Source organism: Spirosoma arcticum (assembly GCF_054779955.1).
Genome location: NZ_BAAGXG010000003.1, coordinates 513,952 through 529,465, shown reverse-complemented (window position 1 = coordinate 529,465; position 15,514 = coordinate 513,952). Strand labels below are relative to the sequence as shown.

The following is a 15,514-nucleotide window of genomic DNA, read 5'->3' as shown; positions in this document are numbered from 1 at the left end:
GCTGCTGCCCCGGTAAGCGGCTGCTGTAATAAAAAAATAAGCGCCTGCTTAAAATATAGTTTTCGCTGGTGCGACTATCCCCGTAGAGCAGTGAGTACGGGTTCTGACAAACACCAGCGAACAGTGCGTTGGGCCGTCAGCGCCGGGTAATTACCTGCTTTTAACGAGTCACTAAACAAAATAAGCGTATGAACATTTGGCGAGTAGCAGGCGTAGTCCTGATGGCCGGATTGGCCCTGTTTCTGATTTCCCTCCTTTTTAAATTAATGCTGATCGCGTTCGTAACGGTCCTGTTGGTCCGGGTCGTTGGCAGGCAGTTGGCGGGCCGGTTTTACCACCGGATGGGGCGCGTTGGCGGAAGAGAAACCGACATCATATCCATCGACAACCCAACCTACCGTTCCGCTGCGAACTGGGGCGGGTTTGAACGGGTAATCTCCATCAGTTAAGCCGATAGAAGGCGTAAACAACAGCATAAACAAGTAAACACACGACTAAAAAAAACACAATCATGTATAACAAACAAGCATTCCGGGGTGAACATAAAGGTAATTGCGGTCCGATGGGTCGGGGTCGATTTGGCGGCCCCTGGAGCCAGGGTAAATTTGGTGGTTTTTGGGGCGGGCCAGCGTTTGGACGCCACGCGGGCGGGTCGGCCCAGCCACCAGTCAACATCGAAGAGACAGACGCCGATTATGTCATCTCTCTATTTGCCGCCGGTCTCGTTAAAGAGCAGGTGACCCTCGTGGTGAAGGACGACGTACTGCGGATTGCCTACCCCGGCGCAGATGCGGGCACCAATTCCGAATCGACTACGCAGGGGAACTACACGTACCAGGAATATAATCGGGGCGCGTTTGAGCGGTCTTTCCGGTTGAACGACAAGGTCCTCACCGACCAAATTTCGGCCAGCTATGCCGATGGTATCCTGAAGGTTGTTCTGCCCAAGAACCCGGCGACCAACATCCCCGCGCAGACGATTACCGTAGCGTAAGCGATAGGCGGGACAATGCGCTGACCGCCAGTACCAATTCCGGTCGAACGGCTCCTGAGTCCTGACGTGCTATCAGCCGGACGCTGTTCGAGCAGACACAAGTAGTTCTTAAATCGGGTAATACACCAAAAGCCGCGTCAGCAAAAAACTGAACGCGGCTTTTTTCATGATAACAGAATAATTGTGCTATGGCTGTCCACCCCCACCAGCGGCCCCGTAAACCTGCCCGGTAGCATAGCTGGCATCAGTGGCAGCCAACTGCACATAAATAGACGCTAATTCTGCCGGTTGACCCGGTCGGCCCAGCGGAGTATCACCCCCAAAGGTCTTCACCTTTTCGTCGGTCGCTCCGCCACTGGGTTGCAGCGGTGTCCAGATAGGACCCGGCGCTACACCATTCACCCGAATTCCTTTTGGACCAAGCTGTTTGGCCAGCGACTTCACAAAATTCATGGTAGCCGCCTTCGTCTGCGCATAGTCATATAAGTTAGCTGACGGGTCGTACGCCTGCTCGGAGGTCGTGCCAATGATGGCTGATCCTGGCTTCATATGGGGTAAAGCCGCTTTAATGATCCAGAATGGTGCGTAGATATTGGTCTTCATTGTCGCGTCGAATTCCTGGGTCGATATATCCAGAATCGATTCTTTTGCCTGCTGCCGGGCCGCGTTACTCACCACAATATCCAAACCACCCAGACCCCGAACGGCTTCGGCTACTAAGCGTTGGCAAAACGCTTCCTCGCGCATATCGCCGGGTATGGCAATCGCTTTGCGACCTTCGGCTTTAATCAGCGCAATCACCTCTTTCGCGTCCGGCTCCTCGGCGGGCAGATAGTTGATGGCCACGTCGGCTCCTTCGCGGGCGTAGGCAATGGCGGCTGCCCGGCCTATTCCTGAATCGCCCCCGGTAATCAACGCTTTCCGGCCTGCCAACCGTCCCGATCCTTTGTAGCTGGTTTCGCCGTGGTCGGGACGAGGGTCCATTTTGCTGGCCAGACCCGGCCAGGGCTGGGGTTGGCTCTTAAAGGGAGGCTTAGGATACTTGGTGGTTGGGTCGACCAAAGGGGCCGGAGCACCCGCATTTGACGCTTGCCCTTCCGAAGCGGCAAACACCGGAGCTGCCATTACGGTAGCCGCTAAGCCGCTACCAATACCGCCAATGAGCTGGCGTCGGCTGAGTTGATTTTCATTATTCATGGTTGTATTCTTGAGTTGAGTAAGCCTTTATTGTGTTATTCTATAGTTAATATATAGATCATGATATTTAACGAATACTGTCAGGTTAAGGTTAGATTTTTCTTTGTATTTGATTGGATTCAATTTAAGCTGGTGCCAGCCGCTACCCGTAGCGGCTGGCACCAGAGACAGTTGCCGGGAGTCAGGCATAAACGGTAGGAAGAACGGGTTGCTTACCTAAACGTGATGATCTTCGGTTGCAGACCGGGTGACGTTAGCGTAATGGTTACAGGACCCGCGTTTTGCTGCGACTGGATGTAGGCCAGCAACCTGCCCTTAAAGACTTTTCGTTTGTCGGCCTTGTACGCTTCGTGGCTTGTGGTACTGCCGTTTTCCAGGCCGATCAGCTTAGCCCGACCTTCGACTTTAACCGAAATTTCACTATCCGCCGTATAAACCGGCACACCGTTCTTATCTAATACGGTAATAGCAATATGGCTTAGCTGTTTTTTGGTTTTATCGAACGAAGTCAGGTCGGCGTTTGCTTCAATTGAATAGGCGTCACCGGCCGTTTTTAAGGCGTACTGCGCCGACTCCTTTCCGTTTTTATAGCCTTTCACCGACAAGTCGCCCGGCTGATAAGCAACGGTCCAGGTCATAACCCGCTCAGGGGCATCCGTTAGTTGTTTTTTGCCCAACGACTTTCCGTTTAGCAGCAACTCGGCTTCATCACAATTCGTGAAACAACTTACCCGAATGCTATCCCCTTCTTTATAATTCCAGGAGGCTGTAAGCGCCCGCCGGTTAACAGCGGGGTTTGCCGAAGCCGCTGTGCCAGTCGTGGCGGGTACAGCGGCCGTGCCAATATACACCAGGGGGTTAGCCGTCCAGAGGCTTTTTCTAAAGTAAAATTCAGGTTTGTGAAAACCAGCGAGATCAATCAAACCCGCCTGATTGCCCTTAGAGGGCCAGGTACGGGCTTCGCCTAAGTAATCGATGCCGGTCCATAAATATTGACCTGAGATGTAGTCATTATCGGCTACCGCAGCCCACGCACTGTAGGCCATCCCGTTTTCGCTGCCATAAATTACCCGGTTCGGGTATTTTTTGTGGTCGTCGGGGTAGCGGTACTCCTGGTAGTTGTAGCCAACGACATCCAACGCTTCTGGAAAGCCAACTTCATTCGACATGACCACCCCGGCCAGCGCGGCCGTTACGGGTCGGGTGGAATCGTATTTCTTAACGACGGCCGCCAATTGCCGGGCCAGTTCGCCCAACCGACTCGCTGCCGGATGACCGGGCGTGTACCCTTTCCCGTAAATCTGCGGATTCCGGCCGGTATTGAGTATTTCGTGCGTATACGGATCATTCGGATAGTCGATTTCGTTGCCGATGCTCCAGAAGATGATCGACGGGCGGTTGCGGTTGCGCAAGACCATATCCGCTACGTCACGCTCAGCCCATTCCTTAAAATCCGAAAACGAACCGTCGTTACCCGGCTTGCCTACGTTCCAGCCTTTTATCCATTTGTTTTTGCCTTCCTCCCATTCATCAAATGATTCATCCATAACCAGAAAACCCATTTTGTCGGCCAGGTCATACAGGTAATCGGCGTGTGGATTATGACTCATCCGCAGGGAGTTACAGCCGACCTCCTGCAACGTTTTCAACCGGCGAACCCATACTTCTTCCGGCACCGCAACGCCTAACGCCCCCGCGTCGTCATGAATGCAAACCCCTTTCAGCTTCATGTTTTTTCCGTTGAGGAAAAAGCCTTTGTCTTTATCGAATCGGAAGAAGCGAAAGCCAACGTTCTCGGTCAGGTTATCAAGTTGCTTTCCATTAGCACTTAGAGTAACAAGGAGCTTGTATAAATTAGGCTGCTCCGTCGACCAGAGCGACGGATTCGGCACGGTAAACGACAGAGAAGCGTCCGTTTTTTTACCAGCCTGAACCGATATCTGCTGCTGGGCAGTGGCTACTGTTTTCCCGGTTGAGTCGATCAACTGCGATTTGACCAGGATGGGTTTGGTCGTACCAGACTGATTGGCCACGGACACCGTAACCGTCGCCGTGGCCCGTTGTGGCGTTACCTCCGGCGTAACGAAGCGAACACCCCACAGATCGACGTGCACCGGATCGGTTGCTACTAAATACACGTTGCGGTAAATGCCCGAACCCGTGTACCACCGCGAATCCGCAAACTGAGTATGGTCGGCTTTTACTGCCACGGTATTTTTGCCGGATTTGGCTAAGTAGGGCGTAATCTCGTATTGAAAGGGGGTGAACCCATTGGGGCGCTTACCTAAGTAATGTCCGTTTATCCAGACTTCACTATTCTTGTAGACACCATCGAAGTGGAGGAATATCTTCTTTGAACGCATACTGGAAGCAATGTCAAATGCTTTCCTGTACCAGCCAATACCGCCGGGAAGATAGGCTGTGGCGCTGGCCCACCGCTCATCAAACGGTCCTTCGATGCTCCAGTCGTGCGGCAGGTCTACGGGTTTCCAGTCGGGCCCATTGATCGTTGGTTTGTTGCCATCAGGCACATCACCTCTGTGAAACGTCCACCCATCATTGAATAAAAGGGTTTGCCGTGTCGGCTGGGTAAAGCCAGTCGTAGCGCTAATCAGTGTCAGTAAAATCAGCAACGAAGCACCGGTAGCTTTCGACATAGCAGACAGGAGATGGAAAAGTATGTGTAGGATGACTGCTTAAAAAGGGCCGTTTTCTACCTATATACTATTAGGTATTGAGCAAAAAGGACGCAGCCATCGTTCGTCGCATCGGGTTATTACGTACCGTATTGCTTTATTTTTCGGTAAAGTAATATTGGGCAAAAACTACCGCGTTAGCAGCCCCGCATCGAGCACGAACTGCGAACCGGTAACGTAGCGGGCCGCTTCCGACACTAAATACAGCACCATACCGGCCACGTCCTCCGGCTCGACCCAGGGCACGGGCAGCAGGTTCCCCGCCGAGCGTTCGGCAATGGCCTGCGTGGTGGTGCCTTCCAGCGCGGCCAGTCCGTCGTTCATCGGCGTGTTAACGCCCGTTGGGTGAATCGAGTTGACCCGGATATTGTACGGAGCCAGTTCGATGGCCCACGATTTGGTCAGGCCTACCAAACCCCACTTGGAGGCCGCGTAGTGACTCAGCCGGTTCATGCCGCGCAGCCCGGCAATGCTGGAGTTGTTGATAATAACCCCCGACTGCTGCTCAATCATTACCGGAATCACGCGCCGGGCCACTAACCATGCGCCTTTGAGGTTAATGTCGAGCATGGCGTCCCATTCGTCCTCGGTCAGTTCGTGGGCCAGTCCGTAGGCACAGATTCCCGCGTTGTTAAACAGAATGTCGATGCGCCCGAAGTTGCCCACGGCCCGCTCCACGGCGTTTGTCACGTCAGTATCCGACCGAACGTCGCCCGTCACCGGCAAACACCACGCGCCCAGGGCTTCCACTTCCTGCTGCAATGAATTCAGTTCGTGCGACGAGCCGAAAGTGTAAGCGGGGTATGTCAGGTTCTTGGCAATATCGAACGCCACGATGTTCACGCCCTGTTTGGCCAGGGCTAAGGCAACGGCCCGGCCCTGTCCGTGAGCGGCACCGGTGATGAAGGCGACCTTTCCGGCGGTCCGACTTTCGGCTGATTCAGGCATGAGTTACGGCGGTTCGGCGGTCCGATTGTGTCAGGGGTAAATAAGGGTATAAGTAGTCGTCGATGGCAACGTCCAGCACGTTATTGAACAGGTTGGTGGCGATCATCTGCCCCGCAAAAGCGACGAGGATAACGACCTCCGGGTTGGAAAATCGCTGCCGGATGGGTTCGTAGACATTGTCAGGTACAGCACCCCGGTTGCGGGCGATTTCAGCGCCGAAGTTCAGCAAATGCTGCTCATCGTCGGTCAGGTGCAGGTCTTCGGGCCGTTCGCCGTGTTCAATGATGATTTTTCGGAAAAACGTCGTGCAGAGGGGGCAGTCGGCCGCTTCCGAAACAGCGTGCGCAAACAAATAAGCCGACCGCTCGCCCACAATGCGGATGACTTCGTAGTATAGAGGATACCACTGCATGTACACGTCGAATGCCACTGACGAGTGGCTCAGCGTGGCTTTCATGTTGGTGATGCGCGAGCCGGGGTAGTCGGCAATGTGCTGCGCCCAGGCGGCTTTCAGGTCGGGCGACGCGTCGGATTCGGGCAGTGGATTAACGCGGGGCATAGTATAAATAGGTTAGTTTTTTAGGGTCCATTGCACAAGGCGTTCGCCCGCGCGGAGCAGCGTTTCGTCGTCTTTGGCAAAGCAGAAGCGGAGAATTTTGTAATCGTTCTTTTGATCGTAAAAAACCGAAACAGGAATCGAGGCAACGCCAATTTCCCGCGTCAGTCGGATGGCTAAGTCATAGTCGGATTTGTCGGTGATCCCCTCGTAGGATACGTTTTGGAAAAACGTCCCTTCGGTGGGCACGTACCCGAACCGCGACCCGGCAATGGCCTGTAGAAACAGGTCGCGCTTCTGCTGGTAGAACGCGGGCAGCGACAGATACCGCTCCGGCTGTTGCAGGTACTCCGCCAAGGCATACTGCATCGGGGTCGACACGCTGAAGGTCAAAAACTGATGAATCTTCCGAAACTCAACCGTCAGGTCGGCAGGCGCTAAGCAATACCCGATTTTCCAGCCCGTGACGTGAAACGTCTTGCCGAACGAGCCAATCACAAACGTCCGTTCCTGCAAAACCGGATGCTGCATGGCCGAAACGTGCACCCGCCCCGCGCCGTCATGCCGGTCGAAGGTAATGTGCTCGTACACTTCATCGCTAACCACGAACAGGTCCCGCTCCTGAACCAGGTCAGCTAATTGGTCAAGGTCGTCGGTGGTCCAGACCCGGCCGGTTGGGTTATGGGGTGTATTGATGACGATGAGCCTCGTTCGATGAGTGATTTTGCTGGCGACCAGCGCCCAGTCGATGGCGTAGTCGGGCGGGGTGAGGGTTATGAAAACGGGTTTGCCACCGGCCAGTTCAATTGCCGGTACGTAGCTGTCGTAGGCTGGTTCAAACACAATTGCCTCGTCCGGTCCGGCGCCCCGGTCTGGCTGTACAACCGCCGTTATGGCTGCGTAGAGCGCTTCGGTAGCCCCTGAGGTTACGGTGATTTCCGTTTCCGGGTCATACCCGATGCCGTAGCACTGGGCGGTTTTCTGGGCGATGGCTTCGCGCAGCACCGGAACGCCCGCCATTGGAGCGTATTGATTGTGGTTCGCCCGCATCGCCTTCGTCACCAGGTCGAGCAGGGCGGGGTCGGCCGGGAAACTCGGAAAGCCCTGCGACAGGTTGAGTGCCCCCGTATCAGCCGCCAGCTTCGACATGACCGTAAAAATCGTGGTGCCGACGCGGGGAAGTTTTGACGGAAGCAATTGAGTAGGCTGCATGAAAAATTAGTCCGGTTTAGTACATTATCCTTCTTTCCGCTACACCAGAACGATGCCCGCCCCGGCCCCGCCAATATTGACCTTCACCACCAGCGGAAACCGCAACTGAGCAGCGCTGTCGGAATTTGCGAGATGTGGTTGACGACCCGGCTTTTTGAAAACGACACCTCCGCGAACAACGGCCTGAACCAGTCAGGGTGTTCGTGATAAATACCGATCAATTTTTGTGGGTTACCCATATTTTTTTCGTTTGCCAACCCAACACCGGGTCGAACCCCTACGGTTCAATAGTCCAGATTTTGTGCGAACGTCGCCGGGTTGTTGTAGGTGTCGATTTCAGCCTGGGGAATGGGGTAGATCCACCCGTCAGCCGGGACGTAATCTTCGTGACGTTCAGCGCGTCTGCTCAAGCACTAAAAACACAAACACAAGTGCTTAGTGGTCGCTGTAGCGTTTTTCGCCCGCCCGGATCGCCACTGTCAGTCGGTTTTGTTTGGGCGGCAGCGGGCAGGTGGCAAAGGGCGTGAAGGCGCAGGGCGGGTTGATGGCCTGGTTGAAATCCAGCGTCGTCAGCCCGTCGGCCGAAGCGTCGGACCGGATCGGCAGGTCGGCGTAGAGAAACCGCCCAGAGCCGTAAGTCTCGTGGCCGTTGGTGGCATCGCCGAACAGAATAAACAGCTTGTCGGTGCCTTCGCCCACTGCATCGAGCCGGTGGGTTTGCCCCGCCAGATCGAACACCAGCGTACCCAGCAGTGGCTGCTGAGCAATTTGGCCGGTGACGTCCACAATCGGGATGGTGCGGGGTGTCGTGGGTTTTTCCAGACGGGCCTCTACCCGCAGCGCTTCGTTGGCCGGGAAGCGGTCGATGCCCGCAAACGTGGTCAGCAGCGGACTGTTCAGGTCGCGCAGGCGCACAGCGTAGCGGTCGCCCCGTTTGATGACAAACCACCGCAGCGAGCCATGCGACAGCGTAACGGGCTTGTTTCCACCGGGGGCGAAGATAGTCCTCGTGCCCAGCACGGGTGCCCCGTCGGCCTGCACCACCGCGCCGGGAGCGGCCTCAAAGGTAACCACGCCCTTCGTCAGGGTAAACGTGCCCAACTGAGCGGGGGCGCGGTCGGCGGGAAACGTCAGATCGTGGCCGGGGTCCGTACCGGCTTCGTTGCGGCCCTCGCTGAGCCAGAACAACCCGGCCAGATTGAGCCAGCCACTTTCGCCCCTGAGCGATTCAACGCGCTGCCGGTGCCAGCCGTCGAGTTGCTCGCGGTAGGCGGGGTTGTCAGCCCGGAAACCGGCCAGCGCTACGCAAGTCAGTCCCCAAACCCAAAAAAACGCCTTCGCGTAGGGGTTGACTGGCCCAGGCTTTGATTCAATCAATAATTCGTTCATGCGTCAATTGGTTTGTTTCACCCGCACCCGACAGGTCCGTAATGCGGCAGTGTTCGTCCTGTAGAACGGCATTATCTACGTAGCCCCAGCAAGAATTAATACTACTTGTATTCTATAAACAAAATAGATTAATCGGGAAAAGAAATAAGCCAGTGGCGACACTGACTCGACTGCTGCTCCCGCCCACTCCAGCCGGAGTAGCAGTCGGGCAAAGTTGGTACATGAAAAAATACGGCGCAATAAAAAGCTAAAAAAATGATTGCCAGATAGTTACGAAATAGTCTATCTACTTTAAGGACTATTGTGCAATGGCCTGACTATTAAGTTGCTTCAACCCCTGTTGACCTGGCACATCCCGTTCGCACATAGCCATCGGCCACCTGCTCTTGTCAGTAAAAACGGGCGCACTGGGTTAGTGCAACCCAGCACCATCGCGATGGCTACGGGCAGCGACTGACGATTCACGCAGTCGTACCCGACGGGCTGACTGGTAAACCGAAGGAGTAAACGCCTTTTCTGTTCCAGCCGGTACTGCTTCCGTGTGCAGTAGCTGCCCGAAACCGGTTGACCAGATGGCTGGTTGGGCAAAAACCGAATCAAGTGATGTCGTTATGAACTACCTGCTCCTTATCCTCGCTCTGCTGCCCGCACTGACGGCTGGGCAAACGCCCGGCCCGTCGGTGAAACGGTCCGGCACGAACAAACCCAAAAACATCATTTACATCTTAGCCGACGATCACCGCCATGATTTCATGGGTTTCACGGGCAAGGTGGCCGGTTTGCAGACCCCAAACCTCGACCGGCTGGCCCGCGAAGGTGCCCACGTCCGCAATGCGTTTGTGTCAACGGCCCTCTGCTCGCCCAGCCGGGCCAGCATCCTCACCGGTCAGTACGCCCACACGCATAGGGTGGTGGATAATTTTGCCGATCTGCCGAAAGGGCTGACGTTCTTTCCGCAGTATTTGCAGCGGGCGGGTTATAAAACGGCGTTTCTGGGCAAGTGGCACATGGGCAACACGGGCGATGGTCCCCAACCCGGCTTCGACTACTGGCTCAGTTTCCAGGGGCAGGGCGTTTATTACAACCCAACGTTTAACATCAACGGGAAGCGGGTGACGCACGGCGACAGCAGCAACACGACCGATCTGCTCACCGACTACGCCCTGAAATGGCTCGGTTCGCTGAATAAGAGAAACGGTCCGTCCGGTACGCCGGTCCGAGACCAGCCGTTTTGCCTGTATCTCTCCCACAAAGCCGTTCACGCGGAGTTTCAGCCCGCCAAACGCCACCGGGGTCTCTACCACGATATGCCCATTAATTACCCGGCTACGATGTATCTGACGGCCACCGACAGCAGCAAAATCTACGGCCCTAAAAACACGTCCGTACCTGAATTAGACGCGCTGAAAACGAATGTGGCTGATATGCCCGCCTGGGTTAAAAATCAGCGGTATAGCTGGCACGGGGTGGATTACATGTACCACGGCGCAATTAGTTTCAACGATTTCTACCGGCGCTACTGCGAAACGCTTTTGGGCGTGGACGACAGCGTAGGACGGGTATTGAAATGGCTCGAAGACAACGGGCAGTTGGATAACACGATGGTCGTTTACATGGGCGACAACGGGTTCAGCTTCGGCGAACGCGGTCTCATTGACAAGCGGCACATGTACGAAGAATCCATGCGGGTGCCGCTGCTGGTGCGCTGCCCGGCCCTGATAAAACCGGGTACGGTGCTGACGCAGGTGGTGCAGAACGTGGACATTGCCCCGACGCTGCTGGCCTGGGCGGGCCTGCCCAAACCGGCTCAAATGCAGGGTAACTCGTTTCTACCCCTGCTGCGGGGCGAGAGAACTGGGACGCCAGAACGCCCCTGGCGCGACCGGGCGTTTTATGAGTATTACTGGGAGGCCGATTTCCCGCAGACACCCACCATGTTTGGCGTTCGCACGGATCACTACAAGTACATTTTCAACCACGGCGTCTGGGATGCCAACGAGTTGTACGACCTGCAAACCGATCCGATGGAAGTGAACAACCTGATTCGCAGTCCCGACCATCAGACCATTGCCGGAGAGTTGCGGAATCAGGTTTTCGACTGGCTCGAACAGACGGGCGGGTTGCAGATTCCGCTCCACCCGGTCCGGCAAAAACGCTCCGACCACCGGTATAAAGGCACGTACTGACCGGTTTCCGTATCTAATTGAATGTGAGTACAGGATTATAAAATGTGTGAACGTTGTCTTTTTGTCCCGTAGAGACTCAACAGCGTAGCGTCGGTAGAAGAAAGAGCACATCCACGTTTTTAATGTGCCGTAGGTACACAACAATGGGCAAATGTGATGTACCTACGGCACATTCACCCATCGGAAACTTGCCCGTATCTACCGACCCTGCGCTGTTAAGGTCCTACGGACCAACCTTCTGCGGGTTCAGTCTAATTCCGAATTCATATTACTTTACAACTTCTCCACTGCCCCGTCTTTTATGAACCACTGGCTCTTTCGGGTATGGGTAACGGCCTTGACTGTGGCGGTCATTCAAAGCTGTACGGACCGGAAACCGACGCAAACCAGCCCTGATTCCATTCTACTAACTACGACCGTAACGCTCATCGGCCAGCCCGGTTCGGCGCGGCCCGGAGCTGGACAAATGCGGGCTGACACGTTAACTTCGGTAAATGCCCCGGCCAGCATGGTGTTTGTGCGCGGGGGTGAAACGCTGATTGGTTCGGACGATGGATTGCCGCAGGAGCAGCCTACGTTCTGGGTGCGGGTGAAGCCCTTCTGGATAGATCAGCACCCGGTGACGGTGGCTGAGTTTGGCCGGTTTGTGAAGGCCACCAAACACAAAACCCAGGCCGAAACCTTCGGCGACGGGGCGGTTTTCAGCGACATAACCAAGGAGTGGACGCTGGTCAGGGGAGCCTGCTGGCATCGTCCGCTGGGGCCTGACGCGCCAGCCGCGCCCGACGATCACCCCGTAACGCAGGTATCGTGGCATGATGCAACGGCCTACGCAAGCTGGGCGGGTAAGCGGCTACCGTCTGAAATAGAGTGGGAGCACGCGGCCCGCAACGGCGTAAACGCCCGTACGCTCTATCCGTTTGGCAATGAACTGACCACCCGCGACGGCAGGGCCTTAGCCAACACCTGGAATGGCACGTTTCCCGAAAAAGATGCCTGTACCGATGGGTTTCATCACACATCGCCGGTGGGTTATTTTGGCAAAACACCCCTCGGCCTGAGCGATATGACGGGCAACGTGTGGCAGTGGTGCACCGACTGGCGAAGCTCGTATGCTGACGTTACCGCCGGACGTTTGCCCGATGCCGGTCAGGAGAAAGCCATGCGGGGCGGTTCATTCCTGTGCGAGCCGGGCTGGTGTCACGGCTACCGGGTGTCGGGACGCTCGTTCAGTACGCCTGAAACCGCCCTGATGCACGTTGGCTTTCGGTGCGTCAGGGATTTATAGAAACCCTTTCTACCTGTTTACCCAAAGAACTTTTTGAGTAGCTCAATGTACTTGCCGAATGATTCTTGAATAAGTGATTAGTATGGGTACAGCTGTTTATTTACAGGTCTGTATACACTATGTACGGTATCTGCCTGAGGTGTATACGGATTAAGAAACTCACTTACAGTCAGCACCGTATTCTTACCCGTTTGTCTTACGTGGTACATGACATAGCCAGCACCTCCATATTTAATCAAAACGGTTTTCCGCTTATTATCCACTATGGTATGAAGTGTATCACGAGAAGTTTCGTTGGCTCGGCGCTGTAAACTATCGTTCCGATAAAAAGCGATGTAAGCACCCTGGTTGTCAGTTAAAACAGCTAACTGCTTGGTGTAACCAACCGATTGTGGTGTAACAACACGGCTTGGCGTTGTTGTACGCTCCCATTCCCAAATTCCTCTCGTACCACCTGTCAGCAAGTAAAAAGGGTCAGCGCTTTTAGTCATACACCCATGCAACAAACACGCAACACTCATGCTGCTCACAACTGACAAGTATAACTTAAGTAGTCTATTCATTTGACTCCGATTTAGGGGCGAGCACCAACGTCTACTCTAAGATTAACCTGGTAGTGGTCACCGTTTTCAACAAAATTGTGAATACCATACCAACCATCAGCACCACCACAGTTGCCATGTCCTCATTTAAGGCTGTATGTGCCAAAACTTCGAGTCCTGAACCTCAACGCGGTTATGTTCTAAACGACAAATTATCTCCGTTTCGGCTACCCGATCACGGAAAATAGGCTGTTTTGACTATAAACAGGCACAAAACATTGAAAATTGACGGATTTTGCATAGAAATTGCCGTTTAATGCGAATTTCTCTCCGTGTTCTTCCATCAAATTTGTACAAGAAATTATAGGCTCAATTCAGCTTCAGGAAAACCGCTGTACGAATCAGTTAATCGTTACCCTTATCACCGACCGCGTAACGGGCTAAACGCCAGGAATGGTGACGCAGAGAAACTGTAAAAAGTAGATGAAAAAAACCGGTTTATACCTGATAACGAGCTTGCTGGCAGCGGCTACGGCGCTTGCCCAGCCGTCCGTTCAGCCAGTGCTGGGCAAGCGGACCGTCGCGCTGTTGCGCGATAAATTGCTGGAGTTCAAAGACCTAAACAAAAACAATAAACTGGACCCGTACGAAGACTGGCGGCAGCCCATTGCGGCACGGGTGAACGACTTGCTGAGTCAGATGACACTGGCTGAAAAAGTCGGGTTTATGCTTATCTGTACCACGCGCATGGCGGGGGATAACGCCTTCCAGCCCAACGCACCCCGAGCTGAAATCACAAGCGGGTTTAACGAAGACGATTTGGTTCAGCCGAACAATATGTTTACCCGCCAGCCGCTGCCCGTGCCAACCATGTCGGCGGCTGGAACCACCAAAGGCGTGACGCAGTACCACCTTCGTCACTTCATTCTCCGGGCTAATCCGCCCGCCCGCACCATCGCCGAGTGGGCCAACAACCTACAGGCGCTTTGCGAAACGTCGCGGCTGGGCATTCCGGCCATTGTAGCCTCCAATCCCCGCAATCACGTAACCATCGATGCGGCTGTTGGCCTGAGCGTGGGTACGACGGCTTTCTCGAAGTGGCCGGGCGAGTTAGGCTTGTCGGCCATGCGCGATCTGAAACTTACCCGTGAATTTGCCCGGATTGCGGCCCAGGAATGGTCGGCGGTTGGTCTCCGCAAAGGTTACATGTACATGGCCGACCTCGCCACCGAACCCCGCTGGCAGCGCATTGAAGGCACCTTCGGCGAGGATGCCGACTGGGCATCCAGCATGATACGGGAGGTTGTGCTGGGATTCCAGGGAGCGAAATTGGGCAACACGTCGGTCGCCATGACGACCAAGCACTTCCCCGGTGGGGGGCCACAGGAAAACGGGCAGGACTCTCATTTTGACTGGGGGAAATTTGCGCATTATCCGGGCGGTAACTTCGACTACCACGTCAAACCGTTCAGGGCCGCCATCGAGGCCGGGACCTCCGCCATTATGCCGTACTACTCGGCTCCTAAAGGAAAGGGGTTCGACGAAGTAGGCTTCTCCTACAACAAAACCATCATCCAGGATTTACTGCGCAAGCAATTAGGCTTTAAAGGAATCATCAACTCCGATACCGGACCTATTGATATGATGCCCTGGGGCGTTGAAAAACTCACCCTGCACCAACGCTATCAGAAAGCGATTGACGCGGGTGTCGATATTTTTTCGGGAACGGCTGACCCCACCATCTTGCTGGAAACGGTTAAACAGGGACTGGTTTCGGAGGCTCGTATCGACGAATCGGTTCGGCGGTTGCTGACCGAAAAGTTTGAACTGGGTCTGTTTGAAAACCCGTACGTCGATGCCGAAAAAGCCGGGCAGCTTGTTGGTAATGCGGAGTTCCAGAAACGCGCCGACCTGGCTCAGCGCAAGTCCATCGTCCTGTTGCAGAACCAAGCCAAACTGCTCCCCTTAAAGCCAAAAATCAAGGTTTATTTTGAAACCTACTACGACAACGGACGCGGCAACAGCCCCATAAAGGTGGCTAAGCCAACGGGTCAGCCGAACTCCCTTGAGTTTGTTTCCACGAAAGAAGAAGCCGACGTCGTGCTGTTGTGGCTGATTCCAAACGCGGGCGGCTTGTTCAGCACCACCGGTAAGCCGATTGAGTTGAGCTTATCAAAGAATCGGATTGATGTAGGCCACGTCAACGAACTGCTGAAAACTAAGCCGACTATCCTCGCGATCAACTTTTCGAGTCCCTGGGTGCTGGATGAACTGGACGCGGGCACAACCAAAACGATGCTGGCCACGTTCGGTACGACCGCCGATGCCCTGACCGACATTGTGAGCGGAGCGTTTAAACCAACGGGTAAGCTGCCGTTCACGATACCCAGTTCAGAAAAAGCGGTAGCCGACAACAAGTCGGATGTGCCGGGACACAGCGAAGGCAAGGGATATGCTCTTTTCAAATTCGGTGCCGGACTAAGCTATTGACCCGTACCAGAACCAA

Annotated in this window: 13 protein-coding genes; 5 read left to right on the top strand and 8 right to left on the bottom strand. The window is 54.7% G+C overall.

All coding sequences use genetic code 11. The features are described from left to right. The first annotated feature begins 188 nt into the window (after positions 1–188). Positions 189–449, top strand: coding sequence for a hypothetical protein (locus ACYVHB_RS09365; protein ID WP_461051444.1), 261 nt, complete (start codon positions 189–191; stop codon positions 447–449). A gap of 62 nt (positions 450–511) precedes the next feature. Then, a complete protein-coding gene (locus ACYVHB_RS09360; protein ID WP_461051443.1) occupies positions 512–994 on the top strand; it encodes an Hsp20/alpha crystallin family protein in 483 nt (160 codons plus the stop codon). Between the two features lie 186 nt (positions 995–1,180). Here ACYVHB_RS09360 and ACYVHB_RS09355 read toward each other — a convergent pair whose 3' ends face one another. From ACYVHB_RS09355 to ACYVHB_RS09325, 7 genes are all read right to left on the bottom strand, one after another. Continuing rightward, entirely contained in the window at positions 1,181–2,191 is a 1,011-nt protein-coding gene (locus ACYVHB_RS09355) for an SDR family oxidoreductase (RefSeq protein WP_461051442.1), read from the bottom strand. A 212-nt stretch (positions 2,192–2,403) separates the two neighbouring features. Further along, entirely contained in the window at positions 2,404–4,848 is a 2,445-nt protein-coding gene (locus ACYVHB_RS09350) for a sugar-binding domain-containing protein (RefSeq protein ID WP_461051441.1), read from the bottom strand. Between the two features lie 168 nt (positions 4,849–5,016). Beyond that, positions 5,017–5,835 (bottom strand): mycofactocin-coupled SDR family oxidoreductase, encoded by an 819-nt coding sequence (locus tag ACYVHB_RS09345; RefSeq protein ID WP_461051440.1) that lies wholly within the window; start codon positions 5,833–5,835, stop codon positions 5,017–5,019. Continuing rightward, on the bottom strand, positions 5,828–6,394 hold the full coding sequence (locus tag ACYVHB_RS09340; protein WP_461051439.1) for a carboxymuconolactone decarboxylase family protein: 567 nt from the start codon (positions 6,392–6,394) through the stop codon (positions 5,828–5,830). Before ACYVHB_RS09340 ends, ACYVHB_RS09345 begins: the two co-directional genes overlap by 8 nt. Before the next feature lie 12 nt (positions 6,395–6,406). Next, the gene (locus tag ACYVHB_RS09335; RefSeq protein ID WP_461051438.1) at positions 6,407–7,603 is read right to left on the bottom strand and encodes a methionine aminotransferase; all 1,197 of its coding nucleotides are present in this window, start codon (positions 7,601–7,603) and stop codon (positions 6,407–6,409) included. An 83-nt stretch (positions 7,604–7,686) separates the two neighbouring features. Further along, complete coding sequence (locus ACYVHB_RS09330) at positions 7,687–7,842, bottom strand: hypothetical protein (RefSeq protein ID WP_461051437.1); 156 nt, start codon at positions 7,840–7,842, stop codon at positions 7,687–7,689. A 196-nt stretch (positions 7,843–8,038) separates the two neighbouring features. Beyond that, on the bottom strand, positions 8,039–8,992 hold the full coding sequence (locus ACYVHB_RS09325) for a DUF1684 domain-containing protein (RefSeq protein ID WP_461051436.1): 954 nt from the start codon (positions 8,990–8,992) through the stop codon (positions 8,039–8,041). A 611-nt stretch (positions 8,993–9,603) separates the two neighbouring features. On the opposite strand from ACYVHB_RS09325, the gene ACYVHB_RS09320 reads away from it, so the two are divergent. Both ACYVHB_RS09320 and ACYVHB_RS09315 read left to right on the top strand, forming a co-directional pair. Further along, the gene (locus ACYVHB_RS09320) at positions 9,604–11,178 is read left to right on the top strand and encodes a sulfatase family protein (RefSeq protein ID WP_461051435.1); all 1,575 of its coding nucleotides are present in this window, start codon (positions 9,604–9,606) and stop codon (positions 11,176–11,178) included. Positions 11,179–11,479: 301 nt separating this feature from the next. After that, positions 11,480–12,466, top strand: a complete 987-nt coding sequence (locus tag ACYVHB_RS09315; protein ID WP_461051434.1) for a formylglycine-generating enzyme family protein — start codon at positions 11,480–11,482, stop codon at positions 12,464–12,466. Positions 12,467–12,543: 77 nt separating this feature from the next. Here the strand turns inward: ACYVHB_RS09315 and ACYVHB_RS09310 are convergent, their stop codons facing one another. After that, a complete protein-coding gene (locus tag ACYVHB_RS09310; RefSeq protein WP_461051433.1) occupies positions 12,544–12,957 on the bottom strand; it encodes a hypothetical protein in 414 nt (137 codons plus the stop codon). A 534-nt stretch (positions 12,958–13,491) separates the two neighbouring features. Between ACYVHB_RS09310 and ACYVHB_RS09305 the strand changes: the two genes are divergently transcribed. Continuing rightward, positions 13,492–15,498: a glycoside hydrolase family 3 protein gene (locus ACYVHB_RS09305; protein WP_461051432.1), complete on the top strand. Its 2,007-nt coding sequence runs from the start codon at positions 13,492–13,494 to the stop codon at positions 15,496–15,498. The last annotated feature ends 16 nt before the right edge of the window (positions 15,499–15,514 follow it).

Excerpts from the sequence above, each read along its gene's own strand:
- ACYVHB_RS09315 (WP_461051434.1), top strand. The coding sequence starts at position 11,480 with ATGAACCACTGGCTCTTTCGGGTATGGGTAACGGCCTTGACTGTGGCG.
- ACYVHB_RS09320 (WP_461051435.1), top strand. The coding sequence starts at position 9,604 with ATGAACTACCTGCTCCTTATCCTCGCTCTGCTGCCCGCACTGACGGCT.
- ACYVHB_RS09350 (WP_461051441.1), bottom strand. The coding sequence starts at position 4,848 with ATGTCGAAAGCTACCGGTGCTTCGTTGCTGATTTTACTGACACTGATT.
- ACYVHB_RS09310 (WP_461051433.1), bottom strand. The coding sequence starts at position 12,957 with ATGACTAAAAGCGCTGACCCTTTTTACTTGCTGACAGGTGGTACGAGA.
- ACYVHB_RS09365 (WP_461051444.1), top strand. The coding sequence starts at position 189 with ATGAACATTTGGCGAGTAGCAGGCGTAGTCCTGATGGCCGGATTGGCC.
- ACYVHB_RS09330 (WP_461051437.1), bottom strand. The coding sequence starts at position 7,842 with ATGGGTAACCCACAAAAATTGATCGGTATTTATCACGAACACCCTGAC.
- ACYVHB_RS09360 (WP_461051443.1), top strand. The coding sequence starts at position 512 with ATGTATAACAAACAAGCATTCCGGGGTGAACATAAAGGTAATTGCGGT.
- ACYVHB_RS09355 (WP_461051442.1), bottom strand. The coding sequence starts at position 2,191 with ATGAATAATGAAAATCAACTCAGCCGACGCCAGCTCATTGGCGGTATT.
- ACYVHB_RS09325 (WP_461051436.1), bottom strand. The coding sequence starts at position 8,992 with ATGAACGAATTATTGATTGAATCAAAGCCTGGGCCAGTCAACCCCTAC.
- ACYVHB_RS09335 (WP_461051438.1), bottom strand. The coding sequence starts at position 7,603 with ATGCAGCCTACTCAATTGCTTCCGTCAAAACTTCCCCGCGTCGGCACC.
- ACYVHB_RS09345 (WP_461051440.1), bottom strand. The coding sequence starts at position 5,835 with ATGCCTGAATCAGCCGAAAGTCGGACCGCCGGAAAGGTCGCCTTCATC.
- ACYVHB_RS09305 (WP_461051432.1), top strand. The coding sequence starts at position 13,492 with ATGAAAAAAACCGGTTTATACCTGATAACGAGCTTGCTGGCAGCGGCT.
- ACYVHB_RS09340 (WP_461051439.1), bottom strand. The coding sequence starts at position 6,394 with ATGCCCCGCGTTAATCCACTGCCCGAATCCGACGCGTCGCCCGACCTG.